Below are 24,769 nucleotides of genomic sequence, written 5' to 3' on the forward strand. Positions count from 1 at the left end.
GGCGAAGAAGAAGCCGGTGGTGTCGTGGGATCTGGATGATCTGGGTGTGGAGGCGGACGAGGTCGGTCTGGCGGGTGCCTGGACGGTGGTGGATGCGGCTGTGGAGCGTCCGGCGCGGACGGCGGGCACGATCGTGAAGGACGAGGGTGAGGGCGGGCGGCAGCTGGCCGGGTTCCTCGCGGGGCAGAAGTTCATCTGAGTCCCGACCTGTTGTGTGTGTTTTCCGTCTGTTCTTTGCTAGTGGCAGGAGATTGAAGTCCGATGGCTGAGGTTCTCGTCTTTGTCGATCACGTGGACGGTGCGGTTCGCAAGCCGACGCTGGAGTTGCTGACGCTGGCGCGTCGGGTCGGTGAGCCGGTGGCGCTCGCGGTGGGTGCGGGTGCGGCGGGTACGGCCGGGGTGCTGGGTGAGCATGGTGCGGTGCGGGTTCTGACGGTGGAGGCGCCGGAGTTCGCGGAGTATCTGGTGGTGCCGAAGGTGGATGCGCTGCAGGCGGCGGTCGGGGTGGTGTCGCCGGTGGCGGTGCTGGTGCCGTCGTCGGCGGAGGGCAAGGAGGTCGCGGCGCGGCTGGCGGTGCGGATCGGTTCGGGTGTGATCACCGATGCGGTGGATCTGGAGGCGGGTGAGGGGGGTGTGGTCGCGACGCAGTCGGCGTTCGCGGCGTCGTTCACGACGCGTTCGCGGGTCTCGCGGGGGACGCCGGTGATCACGGTGAAGCCGAACTCCGCGCCGGTGGAGGCGTGTGCGGCGGCGGGTGCGGTGGAGGTGCTGGAGGTGTCGTTCTCGGCGCTGGCCACGGGCACGCGGGTGACCGGGCGGACGCCGCGTGAGTCGACGGGGCGTCCGGAGCTGACCGAGGCGGCGATCGTCGTGTCGGGTGGGCGGGGTGTCAATGGTGCGGAGAACTTCCACCTGATCGAGTCGCTCGCCGACGCGCTGGGTGCGGCGGTGGGTGCCTCGCGTGCCGCGGTGGACGCCGGGTGGTATCCGCATTCCAGCCAGGTCGGGCAGACGGGCAAGTCCGTCTCGCCGCAGCTGTACATCGCCTCGGGCATCTCGGGCGCGATCCAGCACCGGGCCGGCATGCAGACGTCCAAGACGATCGTCGCGATCAACAAGGACGCCGAGGCCCCGATCTTCGACCTCGTCGACTACGGCGTCGTCGGCGACCTCTTCCAGGTCGTTCCCCAGCTCACCGAAGAGGTCAACGCCCGCAAGGGCTGACCCGGCAACCCTGCTGACGGTCCGGGGCCGTGTGGTGCACACGCACCACACGGCCCCGCACCCGTTCCGACCACCGTCCCGTACGGTAAAAGCACGGCAAAACACGCACGTCAAGCGGCTACCCGGACCTCCTGAGCGATTCTTTTCGGACTTTCCCGTCCACCACGGCCTCCCGGCTCCGGAAGCCTCACCACCGGCCCTATGCTCTACATGTCTGTAGAGAACGGGAGCCGCCGTCGGCGTTCCCGGACTCCCCGCACCCCTCGTACGCACATAAGGGAGTGAACGCCGCGATGGTGTTCAAACGACTGCTCGGCTCGCTCGGCGTGGGCGGGCCCACCGTCGACACCGTCCTCACCGCCGGGGCCGCCGCTCCCGGCGGCCCCCTGTCCGGCCAGGTCCATCTCAAGGGCGGCAGCGCCGACTTCGACATCGACCACATCGCGCTGGAACTCGTCGCGCGGGTGGAGGACGAGCGCGGGGAGGAGGAGGAAGAGCGCCTCGTGGCCTTCGAGCGCTTCACCGTCGGCGGCGGCTTCCGGCTGGCGGAGGGCGAGCAGCTGAGCATTCCGTTCACGGTCGCGCTGCCCTGGGAGACACCGGTCACCGAGCTGTACGGACAGAGCCTGGGCATCGTGCTCGGTGTACGCACCGAGGTGTCGGTCGCCGGGGCCAGGGACAAGGGCGATCTCGACCGGCTCGCGGTGGGCCCGCTGCCGGTGCAGGAGGCGGTCCTCGAAGCGTTCGGCCGGCTCGGCTTCGGCTTCGAGTCCGCCGATCTGGAGTACGGACGCATCGGCGGCACCGGCCAGCAGCTCCCCTTCTACCAGGAGATCGAGCTGTCCCCGTCGCCGCAGTACGCGCACGCGGTCAATGAGATCGAGGTGACCTTCCTCGCCACCGCGGGCGGCATGGAGGTGGTCCTGGAGGCCGACAGGCGCGGCGGGTTCCACTCCGGCGGACACGACGCGCTCACCCGGTTCACGGTCGCGCACGACGGCATCCACCACCAGGACTGGCAGGCCCTGGTCGACGGCTGGCTCCGGCAGTTGGTCGAGCACCGGTCGGCGTACGCGGACGGCTCCGCGTACGGCCACGGCGACCCGTATGCCGGGCACCATGCCCACCACGAGGACCACCATCACGACGGCGGTCACCGCTCCGGTCCGGGCCTGGGCACGGCCGTCGCGGTGGGCGCGGCAGGTCTCGCGGTCGGCGTCGTCGGGGGCATGGTCGCCGCCGAAGTCGTGGACGAGGTGGGGGACTTCTTCGAGGACGACAACGACGACGAGGACGGGGACGACTGATGTTCGGAATCAGTGAGATCGCGATCATCCTGATCGTGGTGATTGTGCTCCTGGGCGCCAAGAGACTCCCCGAACTGGCCCGTTCCGCAGGCAAGTCGGCCCGCATCCTCAAGGCCGAGGCGAAGGCGATGAAGGAGCCGAAGGGCACCGAGGGGGAAACGGGGGCGCCGCGTGTCATCCGCGGCGAGACCGTGACCCGGCACGAGGCAGGGGACCCGGGGCCCGCTGCGGGGCCTCGTCCCTGAAAGCGCACGGGCGGCACCGGAACCGGTGGCCGCCCACCCCGTCAGTGGGCGCACGCCTCCGCGATCGACAGGCTGTTCTCGTACAGATGCAGTCGGGTGATCCGGCCGTCCTCGACGGTGAGGCGCATCGCGAAGGGCCCCTCGAAGGTCTTGCCCGTCGCACGGACGGTCCCCGAGAGGTGCCCCATCAGGACGGCGTCGGTGCCGTCGACGAGGAAGGTGTCGACGGATGCCCGGGAGTCCTCGGGCACGGTGTGCGCCATCAGCTCCTCGAACTGGGCCGCGCATTCGGCGGCGGTGGAGCGGGGCCGTATCCATGGGGCCGAGGGGTTCTCCGCGAGCAGCCAGTCGACCTGGTCGGTGAAGAGCGCGGTGAGCCCCTCGGTGTCCCCGGAGAGGCGGAGGGCGAGGAACTTCCGGACGGTGGTGCGGGTGGCGTCCGCGAGCGCGTTGTGTGTCATGCGGCCCAGCCTGTCCGGGCTCCGGCGGCATGTCGATTACTCCGGGGGTAAGCACGGAGTGGGCCCGCCCCGTCGGCTACGTCCTGAGGTCCGCGGCGACCGGACGGTGGTCGCTGCCGGTGGCGGGGAGGGTCCAGGCATCGACGGGGGTGATGCCCCGGGCGAGGATGTGGTCGATGCGGGCGAGGGGGAAGGCCGCGGGCCAGCTGAAGCCGAAGCCGGTGCCGGCCTTGTCCTTGACCGGTGTCAGCCGGGACGTCAGTGGTGCGAGCCTGCGGTCGGTGGTGGTGCCGTTGAGGTCGCCCAGCAGAAGGATCTTCTTCTGCCGTTCGTGGTCGAGGGCCCGGACGAGAGCGGTGAGGGTGTCATCGCGCCGGGCCGTGGCGAAACCGGATGCGCCGACGCGGACCGAGGGCAGGTGGACCACATAGACGGCGACGGGGCCCTTCGGTCCCCGGACCAGGGCGCGCAGGGAGCGGCTCCAGCCGGGATCGATGGTGACGCGCCGGGATTCGGTGACGGGGTAGCGGCTCCACAGTGCGACGGTGCCGATGTGCACGAAGTGGCTGAGCCGGCGGTCCAGCACCTTCCGGTAGGCGGGCAGCGCCTCGTCGGTGATCTCCTCCAGGGCCACCAGGTCGGGGTCGGCGGCCAGCAGCGTCCGGGCGGTCGCGCCGGGGTCGGGGTTGGCGGCATTGACGTTGTGGGTCACCACGGTCAGGTTCGGCTCGGCGTCACCGCGCCCGCCGAGGACCAGGGACGCGAACAGGGCGCACCACACGGCACCGAGAAGGAGGGCGGCGACGACCGCGGGCACGGACCTGCGGCACAGGGCGACCAGGAGCAGCACCGGCACGGCCAGACCGGTCCAGGGCAGCACGGTTTCGAGCAGGCTGCCCGGGTTGCCCGGAACATCGGGCACGAACGAGTGGCAGACCAGCACGAGCCCCGTCGCCACGGCGACGGCGCTCAGACACCGGCCCCCGCGCCGCCCCGGGCCGAGCCCGACGGAACCGGAACCGGGACCGGAACTGGGACCGGCACTGGGACCGGGACCAGGACCGGCGGTCGGTGTCTCGGCGGGATCGGAGAATCCGCCTCCGATGTGCACATCCGGGTAGGGGTCCTCGCGCAGATCTGCCATGGCATGTCCTTCGGAAGGGGGCGTCGTCGACTCACGGGCTGAACGCATCGCCGGTCAGCCGGCCGCGTTGCTCAGGGGCGCCGGGCAGGTGCCACCGGGGCCGGTCAGAAGCTCGAAGTGCCACATCTCGTTGCTGTAGACCTGGCACAGGCCGTAGTCGGAGCCGTGGCGTATGAGCCAGTCGTCGGCATCGGTGGGACCGATGTCGACCGCCTTCCCGGACACATGTGTCGACTTCTGCGGAGTGTTCACGAATTGCCTCGCCTTCTCGGCGCTCCCGTACTTCTGGATGCCCTCGTCCAGCAGTCGCTGCTGGTGCGCCTTGCTGCGCCATCCCGAGGTGACCCGGAATTCGATGCCGTCCGCACGGGCGTCCCGGGCCGCCTTCTGCACGGCCTTCAGCAGGCGTTGGTCCAGGCGGCCGACGGCCGGGTAGCGGGTGTCGAAAGGGGTGAGCTCACGGCCGTCCGGGCGGTCGCCTCCGCCGGTGCCTTCCGGGGCGGCCTGCGCACCCGATTCGCCGGCGTCCGGCTTTCGGTCCGCGGCGGTGGCCCGCGCGGCCGGTTCGCTCCGGGCCGTCGCACCCCAGATCACGGCCAGCGCCACCACCGCGGCCGCGCCGGCTCCTGCCGCCTTCCGGCCGGGGAAGCGCCGCGAGGCCGTGGTGGAGCTGTTCGCGGTGGGGTCGTCGTGCATGGTCGCCTCCGGGCATCTCGTACGGGCGGCGGGTGCCGCGGACCGATGCCACGAGTGAACGGCGGACCGTGTTGTCGGGCCGTTTCGATTTCCCGATACATTTTCGATATGCCCGTACTGTTCCCATGAGGGTGGTACGCGCTGGCCGACGACCGGCCGGGTGAGGCGCAGAGCAGGAGAGACCGTATGCGGGTGCTGATTGTCGAGGACGAGCTGTATCTCGCCGAGGCGGTGCAGGCGGGACTGCGGCTCGAAGCCATCGCCTCCGACATCGCCACGGACGGGGACACCGCGCTGGAGCGTCTCGATGTGAACGAGTACGACGTCGTCGTGCTCGACCGGGACATCCCCGGGACGCACGGGGACGACGTGTGCCGGATCATCGTGGAGCGGCGCCTCGGCTGCCGTGTGCTCATGCTGACCGCGGCGGGTCTGATCAACGAGAAGGTCACCGGGTTCGAGATCGGCGCCGACGACTACCTGACGAAGCCCTTCGATCTCAAGGAACTGGTCGTACGTCTGCGCTCGCTGGCCCGCCGGCCCAAGGACGGCACACCCCCCGTCATCGACTACGCCGGGATCCGGCTGGACCCGTTCCGGCGCGAGGTCTTCCGCGACGGCAGGTACGTGGCACTCACCAGGAAGCAGTTCGCCGTCCTGGAAGTCCTCATGACCGCGCGAGGCGGCGTCGTCAGCGCGGAGACGCTGCTGGAACGGGCCTGGGACGAGAACGCCGACCCGTTCACCAACGCGGTGCGCATCACCATGTCCACGCTCCGCAAGCGGCTCGGTGAGCCGTCGGCCATCCACACCGTGCCCGGCGTCGGCTACCGTCTCGACGAGCCGGCGGGGCGCCACGGGACGACGGGGCACAAGCAGTGAGCCGCGGGCCCGCACCCCACCGGACCGCAGGAGCGGACACGGCCGAGGACCCGGCCCGGCCCGGGCGGCCGCGGCGGCTGACCGCCAGGATGAAGCTCACTCTCACCTACGCCCTCTTCGTCGTCGTCGCCGGGGCGTTCAGTCTGGTCATGGTCTACCTGGCCATGCGCTTCGTGCCCAACTACCCGCTGGGCGACGTGAACCCGCAGGCCGCGGCCGTCGCCACACGCCCGGACATCCTTCAGGCCCTGGTCAAGGCCTCCGGTGTCACCCTGCTGCTGCTCGCGCTGATCGGGCTCGGCGCCGGCTGGCTCATCGCGGGCCGTGTCCTGCGCCCCCTCCAGGACATCACCGGGGCGGCCCGCCGGGCCGCCGACGGCTCCCTGGACCACCGCATCGGGCTCACCGGTCCGCGCGACGAGTTCACCGAGCTCTCCGACACCTTCGACGACATGCTCGCCCGCCTGCAGCGGTCCTTCGACGCCCAGCAGCGCTTCGCCGCCAACGCCTCGCACGAGCTGCGCACCCCGCTCGCCGTCAGCCGCACCATGCTCGACGTGGCCGTCGCGGACCCCGACGGCCAGGACTACCACCGGCTCGTCTCCCGGCTCCGCGAGACCAACCAGCGCGGCATCGACATCACCGACGCCCTGCTGCAGCTCTCCGCCCTCGACAACACCCCGCCTGCCATGGAGCGGCTCGACCTCGCCGAGATCGCCCGGGGCGCCGTCGACACCGTCCGCGAGGAGGCCGGGACACGCGGCATCGCCCTCTTCACCGACACCCGCCCGGCCCCGGTCACCGGCAATGGCGTCCTGCTGCGCCAGCTCGTCCTGAACCTGCTTCACAACGCCGTACGGCACAACCAGCCCATGGGCGGATCGCTCTCCCTGACCACCGGCCCCGACCCGGCCCACCCCGGCCGCACGCTCCTGACGGTCACCAACACCGGACCGTCCGTGTCCGACACCGTCGACCGCCTCACCGAGCCGTTCCTGCGCGGCAGCGGCCGCCTGGCCGAGAAGGACCCCACGCGCCGCGGCCACGGTCTCGGACTGGCGATCGTCTCCAGCATCGTCCGCGCCCACCACGCCGAGCTGGCCCTGGCCCCCAATCCCGGCGGAGGACTCACCGTCCGGGTGGCGCTGCCCGGCGCCCGGTAACACCGAGGCCCGTCGCGCCCGGCGCGCCCGTCGCAGGAACCGTACGCACCGCGCAGTGGTGACGCTCTGCCGGGTGGGCCGAGGAGGCCGCGCGGCGGATCACCGACGAGACCGCCACGGGCATCACACCCTCGATGCCACGACGAGGCCGGTGCGGCGGGCACGCCCCGGCGTCCGCGGTCCGGTGCCACACCCCCCTTGCGGCACCCCTGCCGTCGACGGTCGACCCGCCCCGTCGTGGATGCCGCATGCCCTGGTGACACCCCGGCAGGTGACCGCCGACATCTTCTGGGGCACCACGAGTTCACCCTCGCTCATTGTTGGAACATTACAATCTCCCGCTTTCGAATCAGTCGCCCACTGCCCTGATTCCCCTTCCCGAAGCTGGCATGATCCCCATGAGAGCAAGTCCGACCCTATGTAGCAACTGAACAATTCATGGAGGCTCGTATGACCCGTAACGGTCGTGTGCTGGTGACGGGCGTCGGTGCGATGACGCCACTGGGAGCCGATGCGCCGTCGTCATGGTCGGGGCTGCTGGACGGTAGGTCGGGGGTGCGTTTCCTGGAGGAGGAGTGGGCCGCGGACCTGCCCGTGCACGTTGCGGCCGGGCTCACGGTGGACCCTGCCTCCCTGCTCCCGAGGGTCGAGGCCAGGAAGCTGGACCGCGGTGAGCAGGTCGCCGTCCTCAGTGCGCGCGAAGCCTGGCAGGACGCCGGTGCCCCGCAGGTCGAGCCCGAGAGATTCGCCGTCGTCATCGGTACGGGGACGGGCGGTGTCCTCACCACGCTGGGGCAGGACGACATCTTCGAACGCGCCGGGATTCGCCGGCTGTCGCCGTTCACGGTCCCCATGCTGATGCCCAACGGGCCGGCTGCCTGGGTGAGCATGGACCTGGGCGCGAAGGGAGGCGCCAGGACTCCGGTGAGCGCCTGTTCGTCCGGGGCGGAGGCCCTCACCCTGGGGCAGGATCTGATCCGCAGCGGGCGGGCGGACGTGGTCGTCGCAGGTGGGGTGGAGGCATGTCTGCACCCCTTCACCATCGCGGCATTCGCTCAGATGAAGGCCCTGTCGACGCAGTCCGCGGACCCGGAGTCCGTGTCCCGCCCGTTCGACGTCCGGCGGTCCGGGTTCGTCATGGGCGAGGGCGCGGCAATGATGGTGCTCGAACGCGCCGAGTTCGCCCGGGCCCGTGGAGCACACGCCTACGGCACGCTGGCCGGGAGCGCCGTGAGTTCGAGCGCGAACCACATCACGGCCTCCGACGCGGAAGGCCAGGCCTTCGCCATGGAACTGGCGCTGCGCGACGCGGACCTGGCCCCGGCGGACATCGGGGTCGTGCACGCCCACGCCACCTCGACGGAGTCCGGTGACCTGGCGGAGGCCGAGGCGATCGGCCGGGTGATCGGCAGCCACGCCGCGGTGACGGCGACGAAGTCGATGACAGGTCACATGATGGGCGCGTCCGGAACGGTCGGTGCCATGGCCGCTCTGTTCGCACTCAAGGACGGCACCGTTCCGGCCACGCGCAACCTCGACGAACTCGACCCGCGCGTGGAACTGGACGTGGTGCGCGGTGAGCGGCGAACCGGTCAGTGGTCCGCTGCGCTGGCCAACTCGTTCGGGTTCGGCGGACACAACGTCAGTCTCGTCCTCACCACGTGACGACGAGACCTCGACCGCCACACTGCGCGGCCCGGGCCCCTCGGACCAGGTTGCCGCCCACCGGTGATGTCGTGCCGTCGCGCCCGGCGAACGGTCGAGTCCGTGGTGCGCGGGGCCATCACACGTGTGCGGCCTCGCAACCGTTCCCAGGTCGGAGGCCCTTCCCCGAAGCCTGTCCCGCTGCTCGGCTGACGGGTGGGGTGGCCGGTACGACTTGGTACGGTCGTCCGTATCCGGATGGCCCGGACGCAGGGCCTGCGATCTCATGGAGGCCGGGCAATGCGGTTCGTCTGCCGGGACTTCGGGCTGTCGGATCTGCCACGGCGCGGCATCGACCCGCACGAGGCTCCCCCGGAGGTGCTTCTCCTCGACATCGGGGCAGAGCTGTCCATCCGGGAGGACCAGGGTGTGCTGTGGTCCGAAGAGGCGTTCCCCGTGGCCGAGTTGGCATACCACCTGGCACTCTGGCTCCAGGGTCCGGACACCGGCCGAGAGGACTTCGAGTTCTGCTCGATGCAGGCGGATCCGGGACTGATCCGCATCATCGGCTCCGACGACGGCTGGCGGATCGGCTCGATCTTCGCACCGGACTCCTGGACCGCACCTGTCGCCCGGGACGAGCTCGTGGCGGAGATCGAGCGGTTCGGCCGTTCGGTGCGCGAAGGCATTGCCGCCATGGGCATCGATCCCGCCTTCATCCCGAAGTCCGGACCACCCGGTCGGACTCGGTGAGGTGATCACACCGTGGCCGGTGTGCTCACGGCGTCGGAACCGTCCGGGGCAGCGCCGTTCGACGGGCCGAGCCCCCGACGGATGCCGCAAGGGCGACGAGGTGCTCCACTCCGTGCCCGGCATCGCCCGGATGCCGGGATCCGTCCATCCCGCAGACGGATGACAGGCCCGACGGTCGTACGGCATGCCGATGCCGCTCCGGCGGCATCGAGGCTGCGTGGCCGCTCGTCACGGGCGAGCGTTAAAGTGCGATGCGAAGTATGTGCGCGTCCGTCCCACACCGGAGCAACCGGCTCAGGATCCACGCCGCGCACGGGAAGGGGACAGAACCGTGCACGGCGAGTACAAAATGCCCGGCGGCAAGCTTGTCGTCGTGGATCTGGACGTAGAGGAAGGCGTACTGCGCAATGTGCGCGTCGCCGGCGACTTCTTCCTGGAGCCCGACGAGGCGATCCTCTCGATCGACAGGGCCCTGGAAGGTGCCCCCTCCGCGACGGACACCGCGGGTCTGGCGGCCCGGATCACGGCAGCCCTGCCGGAGTCGACCGTCATGTTCGGACTGACCGCGGAGGGCGTCGGCATCGCTGTCCGGCGAGCGCTGGCCCATGCGACCGAGTGGAGCGACTACGACTGGCAGTTGGTGCACACCCGGGCCCAGGCGCCGGCCCTGCACATGGCACTGGACGAGGTCCTCACCGCCGAGGTGGCCGCCGGGCGGCGGGCTCCCACGCTGCGGGTCTGGGAATGGGCCTCGCCCGCCGTGGTCATCGGCAGCTTCCAGTCGCTGCGCAACGAGGTGGATCCCGAAGGGGCCGCGAAGCACGGAATGACCGTGGTACGCCGCATTTCCGGTGGCGGGGCCATGTTCGTGGAGCCCCTGAGCACCATCACGTACTCCCTGTCCGTGCCGGAGTCCCTGGTCTCCGGGCTCTCCTTCGCCGACAGCTACGCCTACCTCGACGACTGGGTGCTGGGCGCCCTCGGCGACATGGGTATCAAGGCCTGGTACCAGCCGCTCAACGACATCGCCACCGACGCCGGCAAGATCGCCGGTGCCGCCCAGAAGCGGATGGTCGGCCCCGACGGTGGTCCTGGAGCCGTCCTGCACCACGTGACCATGTCGTACGACATCGACGCCGACAAGATGCTCGAAGTGCTGCGGATCGGCAAGGAGAAGCTCTCCGACAAGGGCACCCGGAGCGCCAAGAAGCGCGTCGACCCGCTGCGCCGTCAGACGGGGCTGGCGCGCGAGGCCGTCATCGAGCGGATGATCGACTCCTTCCGTGCCCGGCACGGTCTCACCCCGGGCACGGTGACGGCCGAGGAGATGGCGCGGGCCGAGGAGCTCGTACGGACGAAGTTCGGCACCGAGGAGTGGACCGCTCGGGTGCCGTGAACCGGGCCGTAGGAGCCTGGCCTCTCCCGAGGACCGCTGCGGTTCCGTGAACCGGGCCGCAGAGGCCGGGCCTCTTCCGAGGGCCGCTCCGGGAGGTGTCAGCTTTCCGTCGCCGGGAGTTCCTGTTCGGTCCAGATGATCTTGCCTTCGGCCGTGTAGCGGGTGCCCCAGCGGCGGGTGAGCTGGGCGACGAGGAAGAGGCCGCGGCCGCCCTCGTCCGTGGTGCGGGCGTGCCTGAGCCGCGGCGAGGTGCTGCTGGTGTCGGAGACCTCGCAGATCAGGACGGACTGCCGCAGCAGCCGGAGCCGGATCGGCCCGGTGGCGTAACGCACCGCGTTGGTGACCAGCTCGCTGACGATCAGTTCGGTCGTCATCTCCAGTTCCTCCAGGCCCCAGGCCCGCAGCAGGCGGCCGGTCCGGGCCCGGACCCCGGCGACGGCGGCCGGGTCGTCGGGGATCTCCCAGGAGGCGACGTGGTCGGCGCCCAGTTCGTGGGTGCGGGCCAGCAGCAGGGCGACGTCGTCGGGCTGGGGCACCGGGACCAGCTGCTCCACCACCGACGCGCACAGGGCGTCGAGCGGCAGACCGCGCTGGGCCAGGGCGCCGCCGAGGCGGGACATGCCGAGTTCGGCGTCGCGGTCCAGCCCCTCGATGAGTCCGTCGGTGTAGAGACCGATCAGGCTTCCCTCGGGAAGGGTGATCTCCGCCGTCTCGAACGGCATCCCGCCCAGACCCAGCGGGGGTCCGGCGGGCAGTTCGGGGAAGCTGACGCGCCCGTCCGGGGCGACGACGACGGGCGGCGGGTGGCCGGCCCGTGCCATGGTGCACTGCTGGGTGACCGGGTCGTAGACGGCGTACAGGCAGGTGGCGCCGAGCACGGATGTGCCGCGCTCCTCGCCCTCGGGTTCCTCGTCGCTCAGGCGGAGCACGAGATCGTCGAGGTGGGCGAGGAGCTCGTCGGGCGGCAGGTCCATGTCGGCGAGGGTGTGGACGGCGGTGCGGAGCCGGCCCATGGTGGCGGCGGCACCGATGCCGTGGCCGACCACATCGCCGACGACGAGGGCGACCCGGGCGCCGGACAGCGGGATCACGTCGAACCAGTCGCCCCCGACCCCGTCCTTGGCGTCCGCCGGGAGGTAGGAGGAGGCCACGTCCAGGGCCATCCCGCCGGGCAGGGTGTGCGGGAGCAGACTGCGCTGGAGGGTCAGCGCCGCGGTGTGCTCGTGGGTGTAGCGCCGGGCGTTGTCCACACACACGGCGGCCCTGGCGACCATCTCGCGGGCCGGGAGCACGTCGTCCGGTTCGAAGGGGGCGGGATTCACCGAGCGGACGAAGGTGGTCAGCCCGAGCACGGTGTCCCGGGCCCGCATCGGCACGGAGATGAGGGAGTGGAGCCCGTACTCACGGATCCTCGCCGCCCTGTCGGGCTGCTCGACCGCCCACATGTGGTCGTCGGGGTCGAGGACCGGGATGAGGACGGGTTCGCCGTCGGCGAGGAACCGGATGTCGTGCGGCGGCGGCACGAATTCGACCGGATCGCCGACCCGCCGGATCGCCTCCGGGCAGCCCTCGCGCACCGAGCTCATCCCGGCACGGCGCATCCTCGGCCGGTTGGAGCCGGTGACGGTGCCGGACCGGGCGAGGTCCTGGCCGGACAGCCCCGTGCCCAGGGGCCACGGAGCGGGCTCATCGGCGTTGGCGACCGGCTCCAGCAGGTCGACGATGACGAAGTCGGCGAACCGCGGCACCGCGAAGTCGGCCAGCTCCTGAGCCGTGCGCATCACGTCCAGGGTGGAGCCGATGCTGGCTCCGGCGTCGTTGACCAGGGCCAGGCGCTGCTGGGCGTTCCACCGGTCGGTGACGTCCAGCACCATGTAGCACAGGCCGGTGACGCTGCCGTCGCTGTCGGTCAGCGGCAGGTACGAGGTGGAGTAGGCGCGCTTGCGGCGCGGATCCGCCCAGGTCCAGCCCAGGTACTCGTAGTCGATGACGGGGACCCCGGTGTCCAGCACACCGCGCATCAGGGTCTCCAGGGCCTCGGTCTCCAGACCGGGGAGCACCTCGCTCAGCCGGCGGCCCATCCGGTGCTCGCGCGGTACGCCGCTGAAGCGTTCCAGGGTGTCGTTCATCCAGGTGTAGCGCAGGTTCGGGCTCATCACCGCCATGCCGATCGGCGAACCGCTCAGGAACGCCTCCAGCACGGACTGCCCGACCATCCACTCCGGCCTGCGCTCGCGTCCGGAGACCAGGAAGCACTCCCGTCCGTCCATGTGGAACGAGGCCGAGACCCGGAGGTCCAGCTCGATCCGGCCGCCGTCGCGCCGCCGGACGTCGGCGACGCCCCGCCACCCCACGCCCGCACGGCACCGCTCGGCGATCCCGGCCACCCGGACCGGGTCCTCGGGCATGGCGAGCAGGAATCCGGCGGGCCGCCCGACCACGTCCGCGGCCCGGTACCCCAGCAGCTCGCGCGCGCTGTGCGTCCAGCCGACCACCGTTCCGGTGCCCGAGACCACCGCGGTCGCGTCGTTCGCGATGTCGTAGGAGTGCCGGGGCGTGCTGGGCGGCGAGGGCTCGGCGTCGGGCGCCGGCTGCGAACCTGCACACGCCATACTGGCCACCACCCATCGACTCGTTGTCCATGATCCCGCCTACCGCGCCGACGTGCGAGCGACCGGGGGCGGGCGTGGACCCGCGCGGAGGCGCTCAGCGCCCGCCGGCCGGTGGGGACGGGGGGTACGGGCCCGGGGGCCGGTGCTCGTACCAGCGCCGGTCGGCCTCCAGCTGGGCGGCGAGGGAGACCAGCCGTTCCTCGCTGCGGGACGGGCCGAGCAGCTGCGCCCCGACGGGCAGCCCGTCAACGGTGAATCCGGCCGGTACGTTGACGCCGGGCCAGCCGAGTACGTTCCAGGGCCAGGCGTACGGGCAGGCCTCGGTCATCGCCAGATCGGTGCGCCAGGCACTCAGCCCGTCGAACCGGCCGATCGGGGGAGGTGGCAGGGCGGTCGTCGGGGTGAGCAGTACGTCGTATCCGGCGCCGCCCCGGGACGTGTGGAAGAACGCGCCGATCCTGCGGTGCTGGCGCACCTCGCGCTCCCTGGCCGCCCGTACCACCCGGCCGCCGAGCCGGGTGCCGGTGCGCAGTGCGCTGCGGGTGCGCGGGTCGAGGAGGGCGGGGTCTGGGTGGCGGGCCGCGAGTTCGGCGATCCCGGCGGTGGCGCGGGGGACGAAGCCGAGGCCGATCAGCCCGTACCGGGGCCTGGCCTCCTCGACGTCGTGGCCCAGGCGGGCGAGGGCCTCGGCCAGGGCGAGGACGGCCCGGCGCACGTCGGGGTGGGGTGCGGAGCCGGTGAGGGTGAGCGGGGGACGCCAGGCGAGGGCGATGCGGAGCCGGCCGGGGTCGCGGCGGGCGGCGGCCTCGGCGGCGACGGGGGGCGGGCGGTGCGGGTCGTCGGGGTGGGAACCGGCGACCGCGTCGAGCAGCAGCGCGGCGTCGGCGACGGTCCTGGCGAGGGGCCCGTTGACGGTCAGGCCCTGGAAGGCGTCGATGTGCGGGTGGCCGGAGATCCGGCCGCGCTGGGGCTTGATGCCGACGAGGTGGGTCCAGGCCGCCGGGATACGGACGGACCCGGCGCCGTCCGAGCCGAGCGCGGCGGGCACGAGTCCGGCGGCGACGGCTGCCGCGGAGCCGCCGGACGAGCCGCCGGGGGTGTGGCCGGTGTGCCACGGGTTGCGGGTGGCGCCGAAGGCGGGGCCCTCGGTGAACGGCCACTGGCCGAGTTCGCAGGAGTTGGTCTTCCCGACGATCACGGCCCCGGCCGCCCTCAGCCGGCGTACGGCCTCGCTGTCCGCGGTCGCGGCGGGCAGTTCGCCGTCGCAGCCGAAGTAGGTCGGCATCCCGAGGACGTCCGTGTCGTCCTTGACTGCGACCGGCACGCCGAGAAGCGGCAGCCGCTCCCCCGCCGCGAGCCGGCGGTCGGCCTCGGCGGCCTCGGCGAGCGCGGCCTCGGCGCGCAGGTGTCTGAAGGCGTTGAGGGTGCCCTGGCTCGCTTCGATACGGCCCAGCGCCGCGGACACCTGCTCGACCGAGGTGGTGCGGCCCTCGGTCAGCTCCCGTGCGCTGTCGGCCAGTCCCGGGGGGCCGGCCGGTCCGGTGGTTTCCACGGCTTCCGTTGAGGACATGGGCCGACCGCCTTCCTCGTATCGGCACGGGCGCGCAAGGCGTCTGTGTGCCCGCAGCATCTGTCTGCCTGAAGCATCTGTCCGCCCGAACGAACTTACCGGAGGGTAACGAGTTGTGAGCGGTCCGCTCAACCGTTCGGTGGAATATGGCCGGGCATCGCTCCGGGGAGTGTCAGTGCCGCTTGCTACGTTCCCCGGTGGAAACGGGCGGCGAAAACACTGCTGGAGGGGTACGTGGAAGCGGAGTTCGAGGGCGAGTTCGAGACGCATCTGACGGTGCGGTTCGATCCCCGCGCCGGCGAGGCGGAGGAGGGCGCCCGGCTGGCGTGCTGGGCGGAGCGGCACGGCCTGAAGCTCACCCGCATCGTGCTGGACCGCGGTGCCGTGCCGGACCAGCCCATGCTGACCGAGCGGGGCCGCGGTTCGCTCTCCCGGCAGCGGGCCGCCGCGGAGCTCCGGGCGGAGGCGCTGCGCGCGGCGGGCTTCCCCGTCGTACGCGTGAAGATCGAGGCCGCCCCGTGGAACGAGGACATACCCCGGACGGCCGCCGAGGCCGCCGCGCTGTCCCCCGACTGCCACTTCGAGCACCACGTGAAACTGCTGCTCTCCGGCGAACGGGACCTCGCCGCCGCCCGGGCCGCGGCCGAACGGCACAGCGCGCACCTGTCGCGCAACGCCCGCCGCACCGACGGGCGGGGCCGCCACGAGCGGTTCGTCACCCAGCGCTGCCGTGCGACCGGCCGGTCCGGGGCGCGGGCCCAACTCGACGCGCTGCTGCGCGCGCTCGACGTCGCCGGGCTCGAAGTGCTGGAGACCGAGGAGGAGTTCGTGGTGCACGACGACCATCCGGCGGTGGACGCGGGCTGGATCGTCGAACGGGCCGGGGCCGTGCTGTGAGCACGGGTGACCGCCCCGTTCCCGGGGAGCCGGCGTTCGAGGACCCGGCGCTCGCTCCGCGCTGGCGGGCCGCCCGGCGCGCTGTCCAGGACCATCTGCTGTCCGTGATCGCCGGGTCGCCGTGGGGCGACCAGCTGGTTCTGCGCGGCAGCCTCCCGCTCCAGGCGTGGATGGGCGCGGCGGCACGGGAGCCGGGCGATCTGGACTGGATCGTGTTCGGCCCGTCGGCGGATGAATTCGTCGACCGCCTCGATCCCTACCCGTACGTCGGCGGGATCGAGGCTGTTCAGCACTGGCCGGAGGCCGCGCACGGCGCCGCCGCTCCCGAGCTGTGGACGGACGAGGAGAGCCACGAGACCGCCGGTACCCGGCCGGTGCTCGCGCCCGAGGGACTGCGCTGGGTCGAGATCGAGGACCCCGACGACATCGATCCGCCCTCCTCCCCCACCGAGGAGGTCGTGGCCGCCCTGACGGCCGGACCTCGGCCGCCCGAGGGGATACGCGTCGATCCGGACCGGGTGACGTCGGACGGCGTGTGGATGTACCGGGAGTACGAGACGCCCGGCGTGCGGGTCGTCGTGCCCTGGCAGGCCGACGGGCTGCCGCCGGGCGAGCTGCGGATGGACTTCGCCCAGGACGAGCGGCTGCCCCGGGCACCGGTGTGGACGGCCTGCCCCCGCGGCGACGGCGGGCCGCCGATACCGGTCCGCACCGCGGACCCGGGGCTCTCGCTCGCCTGGAAGCTGCTGTGGCTCGCCGAGGACCAGGAGGCGGAGGGCCGGTCGGGGGCGAAGGACCTGTACGACGCGGTGCTGCTCGCGGAGTACGACCGGACTCGGCTCCCGCCCCGTCTGCTGCACACCGTGCTCGGCCCGCACGCGGAGGGCTTCACACCCGGGTCGGTGCTGGACTGGCTGGTGGACTGGTCCGCGTTCCACGCCGCGCACCCGTGGGTGGACGGCGGTCCGGACCGGTTGCGGGAGAGGCTGGCCGCCGCACTGCCACCGCTGCTGGAGCGAAGCGCCCCGTGACCGGGCTGCGGGACCGACCACCGGGGCACGGCGGCCGGTCCGGCAGGGTGCGGGCGCGCCCTACGGCTGGACGCTGATCTCGCCGATCCCGGTGCCGAGGGCCGAGCAGTGCGCGGTGGACTGACCGGACTGCCCGGGGGCCAGCGTGACGTGCTCGCCGTCCACGTCCGGGGACCAGCCGCAGACCAGATGCACCCAGAAGGTCTGCGTCGCGCTGCCGTCGTTGCGGCACAGCGCGAAGCCCGTGTAGTCGTCGATCTCGTGCTTTCCGGTGTCGCAGGACAGACCGGGCGGCGTCGCCACGGCCGTCACGGCGGTGGCGGCGGTCGCGGGAACGGCGAGCGCGGCGGCCGTCCCCGCCACTACGGCGCCCCGGAGCACGGCCCTGGTCACACTCCCCATCGACAGCTTCATGTCTCCCTGTTCCTCCTCGCTGGTGATGAACTCGGTGCGCCGACAACCGTCCCCCACCACCCATGACCCAAAACGAGGCAAAACATCACACTGCGTATGCGCCGGAGCGGTGTTCTCCGCCGCGCGGCCCATGCGCCCCCGGCGTACGCTCGGAGGAATCCGATGAGGTGCGAACGGCCTGCATCGGAGGGCACCTGAACAGGCCCGACGGGTTTCGCGCCCGGCGGGTTCTACGAGGGAGGCGACGTGACCGGTCGACACAGCGGCACCCGCCGGGTCGCCTGGACGGCGGCCGTCGTGCTGGGACTCACCGGCAGCAGCCTCCTGGGCGGCGGCGCGGCCCGGGCGGACAACGGCAACGGCATCGAGAAACTCACCGCGCAGCAGATCTCGGACCGTTCGCGCGACGCCCTCCTGAGCGCCCGTTCCCTGCATCTCAGCATGCGCGGAGACCTCGGCGGCGACCAGTCTTCGATGACTCTGGAGCTCACCCTGGACCGGGACGGGAACTGCAACGGATCGGTGGTTCTCGGCCAAGACCAGGGCTCGGTCCGGATCGTGAAGCGTGGCGACGCGGTCTGGGTCAAGCCGGACGCGAACTTCTGGAAGAACCAGGTTCCGGGCGATGGTTCGGCCTTCGCCGCGATCCTCCACGGACGGTACATGAAGGGCTCGGCCTCCGACCCGCGCCTGCTCGGCGTGACGAACGGCTGCGATCTGGACACCTTCCAGAAGCTCGTCAGCGACAACGCGAACAATGACCGGGGGACGTTGAACAAGGGCAGGAAGACCACCCTCGACGGTGCCCCGGTGGTGCCGCTGACCAGGATGCGCGACGGGCAGACACTGATGACGTACGTCGCCGCCACGGGCAAGCCGTACCCCCTGAGGCTCACGGCTCAGGGCGGCGGGGCGGACGCGGTCGTGGACTTCTCGGCCTTCGACAAGCCGGTGCCCACGACCACGCCTCCGCCGGACCAGACGTACGACATCAGTGCTCTGCTGGGCCGTACGTCCGCGCCGGTGTGACACCGGACCGGACGCTGAGCGCCACGTACAGCAGCAGCGACGAGGCCAGCCCGACCGCCCAGCCGTAGTCCGCGAGCGGTTTGAGGAACAGGATCAGACCGTCGGCCGGGAACGGGCCCTGACCCGGGGCGGAGTGGGAGCCCCCGATCGCGAGGACCCCGCCGACGGCGAACGCGACGACGGCCCGCGCGTTCCAGCCGTTCGTGTACCAGTAGCGTCCGCCGGGCCGGTAGAGATCGGCCAGGTCGAGCACGGTGCGGCGGACGATCCAGTAGTCGGCGATCAGGATGCCCGCGACCGTGCCGAGCAGCCCGCCGACCAGCCCGAGCCAGGTGAAGATGTACAGCTCGGGGGTCTCGGTGAGCTTCCACGGCATGATCAGGACGCCGACGACGCCCGTGATCAGCGCGCCCGTACGGAAGTTGATGAACCGGGGCGCGAGGTTCGCCAGGTCGTACGCGGGTGACACGACGTTCGCCGCGATGTTCACGGAGACGGTCGCGACCAGCACCGTCACCAGCGCGAAGAGGAGCCCGAAGACACTGTCGGTCCTCGACACGAGCTGGACCGGGTCCCAGATCGCCTCGCCGTACACCGCCTGCGAGCCGGAGGTGACCAGGACCGAGAGGAGGGCGAAGAGCGTCATCGTGGTGGGCAGGCCGAGCACCTGGCCCCGGATCTGGGCGCGTTGGCCGGCCCCGAAGCGGGTGAAGTCGGGGATGTTCAGCGAGAGCGTGGCCCAGAACGCGATCATGCCCATCAGCGAGGGGAAGAAGACCGGCCAGAACTCCTTGCCCCAGCCGAGCTTCGAGGGCTGGTCGAGCAGCGGGCCGAAGCCGCCCGCCTTGACGGCGATCCAGACCAGCAGCACCACGGCGCCGACGATGACGAACGGCGCCGCCCAGTTCTCGAAGCGTCGCAGCGCGTCCATCCCCCGGTGGATGATGGCGAGTTCGAGCGCCCAGAAGAGGATGAAGCAGAGCCAGAGCGTCCACGGCTGCCCGCCGATCCCGGACGCCTCCGCCCAGCCGCCGAAGATCTTCCCCAGGAGGGTGAAGATACCGACGCCGCCGATCCAGGTCTGGATGCCGAACCAGGCACAGGCCACCGCGGCCCGGATCAGCGCGGGCAGATTGGCGCCGCGCAGCCCGAAGGAGGCGCGGGCCAGCACCGGGAAGGGAATTCCGTACTTGGGGCCGGCGTGCCCGGTGAGCAGCATCGGCCCGAGCACGATGAGGTTGGCCAGCGCGATGGTGAACACGGCCTGTTTCCAGTCCATGCCGAGGGCCACCAGGCCGGAGGCGAGCAGCCAGGACGGGATGTTGTGGGCCATGCCCACCCAGAGTGCGGCGAAGTTGTACGTCGTCCAGCGGCGCCGTTCCAGTGGGACGGGCAACAGGTCCTCGTTGACGAACCGGTTGTCGGCGGGAACGGCGCCGGGGGCGAGTTCGACGCGCCCCGAGGGGTCGGATATCGGGTCCTGCGGTGGGATCGGTGGGACGGTCGAGGTCATGGCGGCTGGACCCTTCGCTCGGGAACGGTGCCGTGCGGGGCGGGGCGCGGGGGGTACGGGTGCGGGGACGGGGGTGCGGACAACCCGGCGGGGAGGGGACGGGTCAGTCCGACAGAGCGGGGATGATCTGTGCGCCGTAGGCGTCGATCGTCGCCTCCCGCGCGTCGTGCATGTTGTATACGGCGAACTGGTCGACGCCCAGGTCGCGCAGGGCCCGCAGCTTCTCGATGTGCGCCTCGGCGGGGCCCAGCAGACAGAACCGGTCGACGATCTCGTCCGGCACGAAGTTCGTGTCGGGGTTCCCGGCCCGGCCGTGGTGGCTGTAGTCGTAGCCCTGCCGGTCCTTGATGTAGGCGGTCAGGGCCTCGGGGACGAGGCCGGAGTGCGCGCCGTACCGGGAGACGAGGTCCGCGACGTGGTTGCCGACCATGCCGCCGAACCAACGGCACTGTTCGCGGGCGTGGTCGAGGTCGTCGCCCACGTAGGCCGGGGCGGCGACGCAGATGGTCACGGAGTCCGGGTCGCGGCCCGCCTCCGCGGCCGCGTCCCGTACCGCCTTGATCATCCACTCGGTGAGGAACGGGTCGGCGAGCTGGAGGATGAAGCCGTCGGCCTTCTGTCCGGCGAGGGCGAGCGCCTTCGGGCCGTACGCGCCCATCCAGACGGGCAGTCTGCCGTCCTTCACCCAGGGGATCTGGACCGGCTGCCCGTCGACGGTCGCCTCGCGTCCCTCGGCCAGGTCACGGATGACGTCGATGGCCTCGCCGAGCCGGGCCAGGGTGTTGGGTCTGCGTCCGGCGACGCGCATCGCCGAGTCGCCCCTTCCGATGCCGCAGACGGTGCGGTTGCCGTACATGTCGTTGAGGGTGGCGAAGGTGGAGGCGGTCACCTCCCAGGTGCGGGTGCCGGGGTTGGTGACCATGGGGCCGACGATGAGGTGTTCGGTGTGTTCGAGGATCCGGCTGTAGATGACGAACGGTTCCTGCCAGAGGACCGTCGAGTCGAAGGTCCAGCCGTAGCGGAAGCCGTTGCGTTCGGCGCGGCGCATCAGGCCGACGACGGCCGAGGCGGGCGGGTCGGTCTGGAGGACGAGTCCGAAGTCCATGACGGGTGCTCCTAGTCCAGGTACTGACAGGTGGCGCGCGGGGTGTAGCTGCCGTGTCCGGCCCGGCCGGTGAACTTCCTCGCGTCGATGACGACTTCACCGCGCGAAAGAACCGTTTCGACCTGGCCAGTGATCCGCTTCCCCTCGTACGCCGAGTAGTCGACGTTCATGTGATGGGTCGCCGCGGAAATGGTCTGTTCGGCCGCCGGGTCGTAGATGACGACATCGGCGTCGGCGCCCGGGGCGATGGTGCCCTTCTTCGGGTAGAGGCCGAACATCCGGGCCGGGGAGGCGCAGGCGATCTCGATCCAGCGGCGGCGCGAGATATGGCCGTCCACGACCGCCTGATGGAGAAGGTCCATCCGGTTCTCCACACCGGGCATTCCGTTGGGGATCTTGGAGAAGTCGCCCCGGCCCATCTCCTTCTGGCCGGAGAAGCAGAAGGGGCAGTGGTCGGTGGAGACGACCTGGAGTTCGTTGTTCCTGAGCCCCCGCCAGAGCGCTTCCTGGTGCTCCCTGGGCCGCAGCGGGGTGGAGCAGACGTACTTGGCGCCCTCGAAGTCCGGCTCGGCGAGGTTGTCGGTGGAGAGGAAGAGGTACTGCGGGCAGGTCTCGCCGAAGACCGGAAGTCCCTTGTGGCGGGCGGCGGCGACCTCGGCGACGGCCTCGTCGGCGGAGACGTGCACGACGTACAGCGGGGAGCCGGCCACGCGGGCGAGCTGGATGGCACGGTGGGTGGCCTCGGCCTCCAGCGCCACCTTGCGCACGTCGCCGTGGTACCGGGGGTCGGTGCGGCCCTCGGCGAGGGCCTGTTCGACGAGTACGTCGATGGCGATGCCGTTCTCCGCGTGCATCATGATCAGGCCGCCGTTGTGGGAGGCCCGTTGCATGGCGCGCAGGATCTGGCCGTCGTCGCTGTAGAAGACACCGGGATACGCCATGAACAATTTGAAGGAGGTCACGCCCTCCGACACCAGCAGGTCCATCTCCTTGAGCGTGGACTCGTTCACATCGGAGAGGATCATGTGGAAGGCGTAGTCGATGGCGCACTTGCCGTCGGCCTTCGCGTACCAGGCGTCGAGCCCCTCGCGGACCGCGTGGCCGACGGACTGGAGGGCGAAGTCGACGATCGTGGTGGTGCCGCCCCAGGCGGCCGCCCGGGTACCGGTCTCGAAGGTGTCGGCGGCATAGGTGCCGCCGAACGGCATCTCCATGTGGGTATGCGCGTCGACACCGCCCGGGATGACGTATTTTCCGGTGGCGTCGATCCTCCGGTCGGCGCTCCAGTTCTCGGCCGCGTCGGTGCCGTGCGCCGCGAGGGCCACGATGCGGCCGCCCTCGATGAGTACGTCGGCATGGATTTCGTCGGACGCGGTGATGACGAGACCGCCGTGGATGACGGTGCGGCTCATGTACCCCTCCTCACTGTGGCGGAATGGGTCTACGCACGTAGACAAGGTGCGTGGTGAAGAACGTAGAAGTGGGTTACCCACTGTGGCAATACCGCTGCCGCTAACCGCTGAAGACGTTTCTGTTTCATCCGCCCGGCACTCCACCGGCCCACAGCCGCGACGAGGACCGGCATGGCGACCGCCATTGGATAACAAGACGGTTACGGGTCTGGTCCAAATGTTGGGTACGGTTCATGCGCCCGTCCTGTACCCGGTGCGAACCGATCACCGCCGACGGCCAGCCTCGGACACGCCACCGGACGCCCCCGTTGTCCGGTGTCCACCGACCGATCCCGGAGGATCACGTGTCCCTGTCGCGCTCCGCGCGTACGGTGCTGGCCGCCACCACCGTCGCCGCCGTCGCACTGCCGCTCGCCACCACCGCCGCTCACGCCCAGGGGTCCAAGGCCCCGGCCGCCGCCCCCTACGCCGGTCTGCCGTCCGGCACCAAGCAGGCGAAGACCCTGGTCATCGGCATCGACGGCGCCACCTTCGACGCCTTCTCCCGCGCCGACATGCCGCACATCGAGCAGTTGATGGCCAAGGGGCTCACCGCCCGGAGCAACCTGTACGCCGACCCGATGGCCCCGACCGTCTCCGGCGCCGGCTGGTCGTCCATCGCCACCGGCGTGTGGCCCGACAAGCACAACGTGAAGGACAACAACTTCACGGCCCCGAACTACGGCCGGTACCCCGACTACGCGACCCGGCTGGAGACCGCCGACCCGGCCACGTCCACCCTGGTCGTCGGCACCTGGAGCCCGATCCCCCAGACCGTCTTCGGCGCGAGGACCGATCTGCGGATCGCCGGCGGCAACGACGAGGGCACCACCGCCAAGGCCGCCGACTATCTCGCGCACGGCAACCCCGACTCCACCTTCGTCCACCTCGACGAGGTCGACGGCGCCGGCCACAGCACCGGCTCCGCGAGCGACGCCTACCTCAAGGCCCTGAACACCGCCGACGCCCAGGTCGGCCGGCTGCTCGACGCCGTGACCTCGCGTCCGGCGTACGCGAAGGAGGACTGGCTCGTCGTCGTCACCGCCGACCACGGCCACACCCCCACCGGCGGGCACGGCGGCAACACCCCGCTGGAGCGCGGCACGTTCGTCATCGCCCAGGGCAAGGGCATCCGCCCCGGTTCGGTACGCGACGACGTCAAGATCACCGACATCGCGCCCACGGTCCTGCGCCACGAGGGCGTCGCCACCGACCCGGCCTGGAATCTCGACGGCACCTCGCTCGCCGAGCTGAAGCCGGACGCCTTCGACGCACTGCGCCCCTCGCTCCGCGCACCCGTCGACGAGACCGGGCTCCCGGCCGGCACCAAGGGGTGGACGAACACCGCGCCCGAGGGCTGGTCCATCGACAACTCGAAGATGCCGGCCGGCGGCGTCACCGAGTGGCGCGGCTGGTCCTTCGCCACCGACGAGTTCTGGACCAACGCCGAGCGCGGCCAGGGCCGCGAGACCAACGTCCGCGCCCGCGACGTGTTCGCGGTCGCCGACTCCGACGAGTGGGACGACAAGGCGCACGGCGCCGGACAGTTCGACTCCACCCTGGTCAGCCCCGCGTACCGGCTGAACGGCGCGGCCGGGGCGACCGTCTCGTACGCGACGAACTACCGGGTCGACGGTCCGCAGACCGGCGACGTGTACGTCTCGTACGACGGCGGCACCCCGCAGCTCGTGAAGTCCTACCGGGCCGACAGCAACACCGTCGAGCGCCTTGAGGTCGCCGTCCCGGCGGGCGCGAGGACGGCCCGGCTGAGCTTCCGCTACACCGGCACGAACAGCGCCTTCTGGACGGTCGACCAGGTCGCCTTCGGCCAGCCCGGCCGGCCCTCGCAGCTCGCCGTCGCCTCGCTGGAGGCCGGCACCCGGCTCCTCGGCCGGCCCGGCTCCGACGCGGCCTGGAAGGTCGACGCGAAGGGCGTGGTGAAGACCGCGCAGGGCGAGCCCGTGAAGGGTGCGAAGGTCACGGCCGAGCTGACGGCCGGCGGCACGGTGCGGAAGCTGACCGGCACGACGAAGAAGGACGGCTCGGTCCGCCTCGGGGGCACGGTGCGCCGCGGCGTCGCCGAGGCCACGCTGAAGGTCACCGAGGTGCGCTACCGGCACCTCGCGTACTACGGCGAGCTCGACCCGGTCCACGGCCTGGAGCTGACCCGCCCCACCGGTCACCGGGGCTGACCGGCCGGCCGGGCCCCGTACCCGCCGGCCGGGGCCCGGC

Annotated in this window: 21 protein-coding genes and 1 pseudogene; 13 read left to right on the forward strand and 9 right to left on the reverse strand. The window is 71.4% G+C overall.

Features of this window, described 5'->3' with window-relative positions; all coding sequences use genetic code 11:
- From AB0D53_RS39805 to AB0D53_RS39820, 4 genes and pseudogenes are all read left to right on the forward strand, one after another.
- Window positions 1-199: pseudogene (locus AB0D53_RS39805) on the forward strand (electron transfer flavoprotein subunit beta); the annotation flags it as partial.
- Window positions 200-261: 62 nt separating this feature from the next.
- Window positions 262-1,224, forward strand: a complete 963-nt coding sequence (locus AB0D53_RS39810; RefSeq protein ID WP_362454250.1) for an electron transfer flavoprotein subunit alpha/FixB family protein — start codon at window positions 262-264, stop codon at window positions 1,222-1,224.
- Window positions 1,225-1,517: 293 nt separating this feature from the next.
- A complete protein-coding gene (locus AB0D53_RS39815) occupies window positions 1,518-2,531 on the forward strand; it encodes a sporulation protein (protein WP_362454251.1) in 1,014 nt (337 codons plus the stop codon).
- Window positions 2,531-2,776 carry a twin-arginine translocase TatA/TatE family subunit gene (locus AB0D53_RS39820; RefSeq protein ID WP_362454252.1) on the forward strand — a complete coding sequence of 82 codons (246 nt, stop codon included), beginning with the start codon at window positions 2,531-2,533 and terminating at the stop codon, window positions 2,774-2,776. The genes AB0D53_RS39815 and AB0D53_RS39820 overlap by 1 nt, the downstream gene beginning before the upstream one ends.
- A gap of 41 nt (window positions 2,777-2,817) precedes the next feature.
- Here AB0D53_RS39820 and AB0D53_RS39825 read toward each other — a convergent pair whose 3' ends face one another.
- The 3 genes from AB0D53_RS39825 to AB0D53_RS39835 form a co-directional block, all read right to left on the reverse strand.
- On the reverse strand, window positions 2,818-3,237 hold the full coding sequence (locus tag AB0D53_RS39825) for a nuclear transport factor 2 family protein (RefSeq protein ID WP_362454253.1): 420 nt from the start codon (window positions 3,235-3,237) through the stop codon (window positions 2,818-2,820).
- Window positions 3,238-3,313: 76 nt separating this feature from the next.
- Entirely contained in the window at window positions 3,314-4,381 is a 1,068-nt protein-coding gene (locus tag AB0D53_RS39830; RefSeq protein ID WP_362454254.1) for an endonuclease/exonuclease/phosphatase family protein, read from the reverse strand.
- A 54-nt stretch (window positions 4,382-4,435) separates the two neighbouring features.
- Window positions 4,436-5,077, reverse strand: a complete 642-nt coding sequence (locus AB0D53_RS39835) for a M15 family metallopeptidase (RefSeq protein WP_362454255.1) — start codon at window positions 5,075-5,077, stop codon at window positions 4,436-4,438.
- 186 nt (window positions 5,078-5,263) lie between these two features.
- Between AB0D53_RS39835 and AB0D53_RS39840 the strand changes: the two genes are divergently transcribed.
- The 5 genes from AB0D53_RS39840 to AB0D53_RS39860 all read left to right on the forward strand — a co-directional run bounded on the left by AB0D53_RS39840 (window position 5,264) and on the right by AB0D53_RS39860 (window position 10,915).
- Window positions 5,264-5,959: a response regulator transcription factor gene (locus AB0D53_RS39840; protein ID WP_362454256.1), complete on the forward strand. Its 696-nt coding sequence runs from the start codon at window positions 5,264-5,266 to the stop codon at window positions 5,957-5,959.
- An 89-nt stretch (window positions 5,960-6,048) separates the two neighbouring features.
- Window positions 6,049-7,122, forward strand: a complete 1,074-nt coding sequence (locus AB0D53_RS39845) for a HAMP domain-containing sensor histidine kinase (RefSeq protein ID WP_362454257.1) — start codon at window positions 6,049-6,051, stop codon at window positions 7,120-7,122.
- 450 nt (window positions 7,123-7,572) lie between these two features.
- Complete coding sequence (locus AB0D53_RS39850) at window positions 7,573-8,787, forward strand: beta-ketoacyl-[acyl-carrier-protein] synthase family protein (protein ID WP_362454258.1); 1,215 nt, start codon at window positions 7,573-7,575, stop codon at window positions 8,785-8,787.
- Window positions 8,788-9,066: 279 nt separating this feature from the next.
- Window positions 9,067-9,519, forward strand: coding sequence for a hypothetical protein (locus tag AB0D53_RS39855; protein WP_362454259.1), 453 nt, complete (start codon window positions 9,067-9,069; stop codon window positions 9,517-9,519).
- Between the two features lie 331 nt (window positions 9,520-9,850).
- Window positions 9,851-10,915 carry a biotin/lipoate A/B protein ligase family protein gene (locus AB0D53_RS39860; RefSeq protein WP_362454260.1) on the forward strand — a complete coding sequence of 355 codons (1,065 nt, stop codon included), beginning with the start codon at window positions 9,851-9,853 and terminating at the stop codon, window positions 10,913-10,915.
- A 98-nt stretch (window positions 10,916-11,013) separates the two neighbouring features.
- Here AB0D53_RS39860 and AB0D53_RS39865 read toward each other — a convergent pair whose 3' ends face one another.
- Window positions 11,014-13,527 carry a SpoIIE family protein phosphatase gene (locus AB0D53_RS39865; RefSeq protein WP_362454261.1) on the reverse strand — a complete coding sequence of 838 codons (2,514 nt, stop codon included), beginning with the start codon at window positions 13,525-13,527 and terminating at the stop codon, window positions 11,014-11,016.
- A gap of 94 nt (window positions 13,528-13,621) precedes the next feature.
- Complete coding sequence (locus AB0D53_RS39870) at window positions 13,622-15,097, reverse strand: amidase (RefSeq protein WP_362454262.1); 1,476 nt, start codon at window positions 15,095-15,097, stop codon at window positions 13,622-13,624.
- Between the two features lie 234 nt (window positions 15,098-15,331).
- Here AB0D53_RS39870 and AB0D53_RS39875 point away from each other — a divergent pair, with 234 nt between their 5' ends.
- Window positions 15,332-15,994 (forward strand): hypothetical protein, encoded by a 663-nt coding sequence (locus AB0D53_RS39875; protein WP_362454263.1) that lies wholly within the window; start codon window positions 15,332-15,334, stop codon window positions 15,992-15,994.
- The gene (locus AB0D53_RS39880; RefSeq protein WP_362454264.1) at window positions 15,991-17,025 is read left to right on the forward strand and encodes a nucleotidyl transferase AbiEii/AbiGii toxin family protein; all 1,035 of its coding nucleotides are present in this window, start codon (window positions 15,991-15,993) and stop codon (window positions 17,023-17,025) included. The genes AB0D53_RS39875 and AB0D53_RS39880 overlap by 4 nt, the downstream gene beginning before the upstream one ends.
- Before the next feature lie 60 nt (window positions 17,026-17,085).
- Here the strand turns inward: AB0D53_RS39880 and AB0D53_RS39885 are convergent, their stop codons facing one another.
- Complete coding sequence (locus AB0D53_RS39885; protein WP_362454265.1) at window positions 17,086-17,439, reverse strand: hypothetical protein; 354 nt, start codon at window positions 17,437-17,439, stop codon at window positions 17,086-17,088.
- A gap of 246 nt (window positions 17,440-17,685) precedes the next feature.
- Here AB0D53_RS39885 and AB0D53_RS39890 point away from each other — a divergent pair, with 246 nt between their 5' ends.
- On the forward strand, window positions 17,686-18,468 hold the full coding sequence (locus AB0D53_RS39890; protein WP_362454266.1) for a hypothetical protein: 783 nt from the start codon (window positions 17,686-17,688) through the stop codon (window positions 18,466-18,468).
- On the opposite strand, the gene AB0D53_RS39895 is transcribed toward AB0D53_RS39890, so the two are convergent.
- The 3 genes from AB0D53_RS39895 to hydA form a co-directional block, all read right to left on the reverse strand.
- Window positions 18,431-19,981 (reverse strand): NCS1 family nucleobase:cation symporter-1, encoded by a 1,551-nt coding sequence (locus AB0D53_RS39895; RefSeq protein WP_362454267.1) that lies wholly within the window; start codon window positions 19,979-19,981, stop codon window positions 18,431-18,433. The genes AB0D53_RS39890 and AB0D53_RS39895 overlap by 38 nt on opposite strands.
- Before the next feature lie 103 nt (window positions 19,982-20,084).
- Entirely contained in the window at window positions 20,085-21,086 is a 1,002-nt protein-coding gene (locus AB0D53_RS39900; RefSeq protein ID WP_329814326.1) for a TIGR03842 family LLM class F420-dependent oxidoreductase, read from the reverse strand.
- An 11-nt stretch (window positions 21,087-21,097) separates the two neighbouring features.
- Window positions 21,098-22,498 (reverse strand): dihydropyrimidinase, encoded by a 1,401-nt coding sequence (hydA, locus tag AB0D53_RS39905; RefSeq protein ID WP_362454268.1) that lies wholly within the window; start codon window positions 22,496-22,498, stop codon window positions 21,098-21,100.
- A gap of 344 nt (window positions 22,499-22,842) precedes the next feature.
- On the opposite strand from hydA, the gene AB0D53_RS39910 reads away from it, so the two are divergent.
- Complete coding sequence (locus tag AB0D53_RS39910; protein WP_362454269.1) at window positions 22,843-24,729, forward strand: alkaline phosphatase family protein; 1,887 nt, start codon at window positions 22,843-22,845, stop codon at window positions 24,727-24,729.
- The last annotated feature ends 40 nt before the right edge of the window (window positions 24,730-24,769 follow it).

Origin of the sequence: Streptomyces sp. NPDC048295 (assembly GCF_040652135.1) — a bacterium.
Classification (GTDB): Bacteria; Actinomycetota; Actinomycetes; order Streptomycetales; family Streptomycetaceae; genus Streptomyces.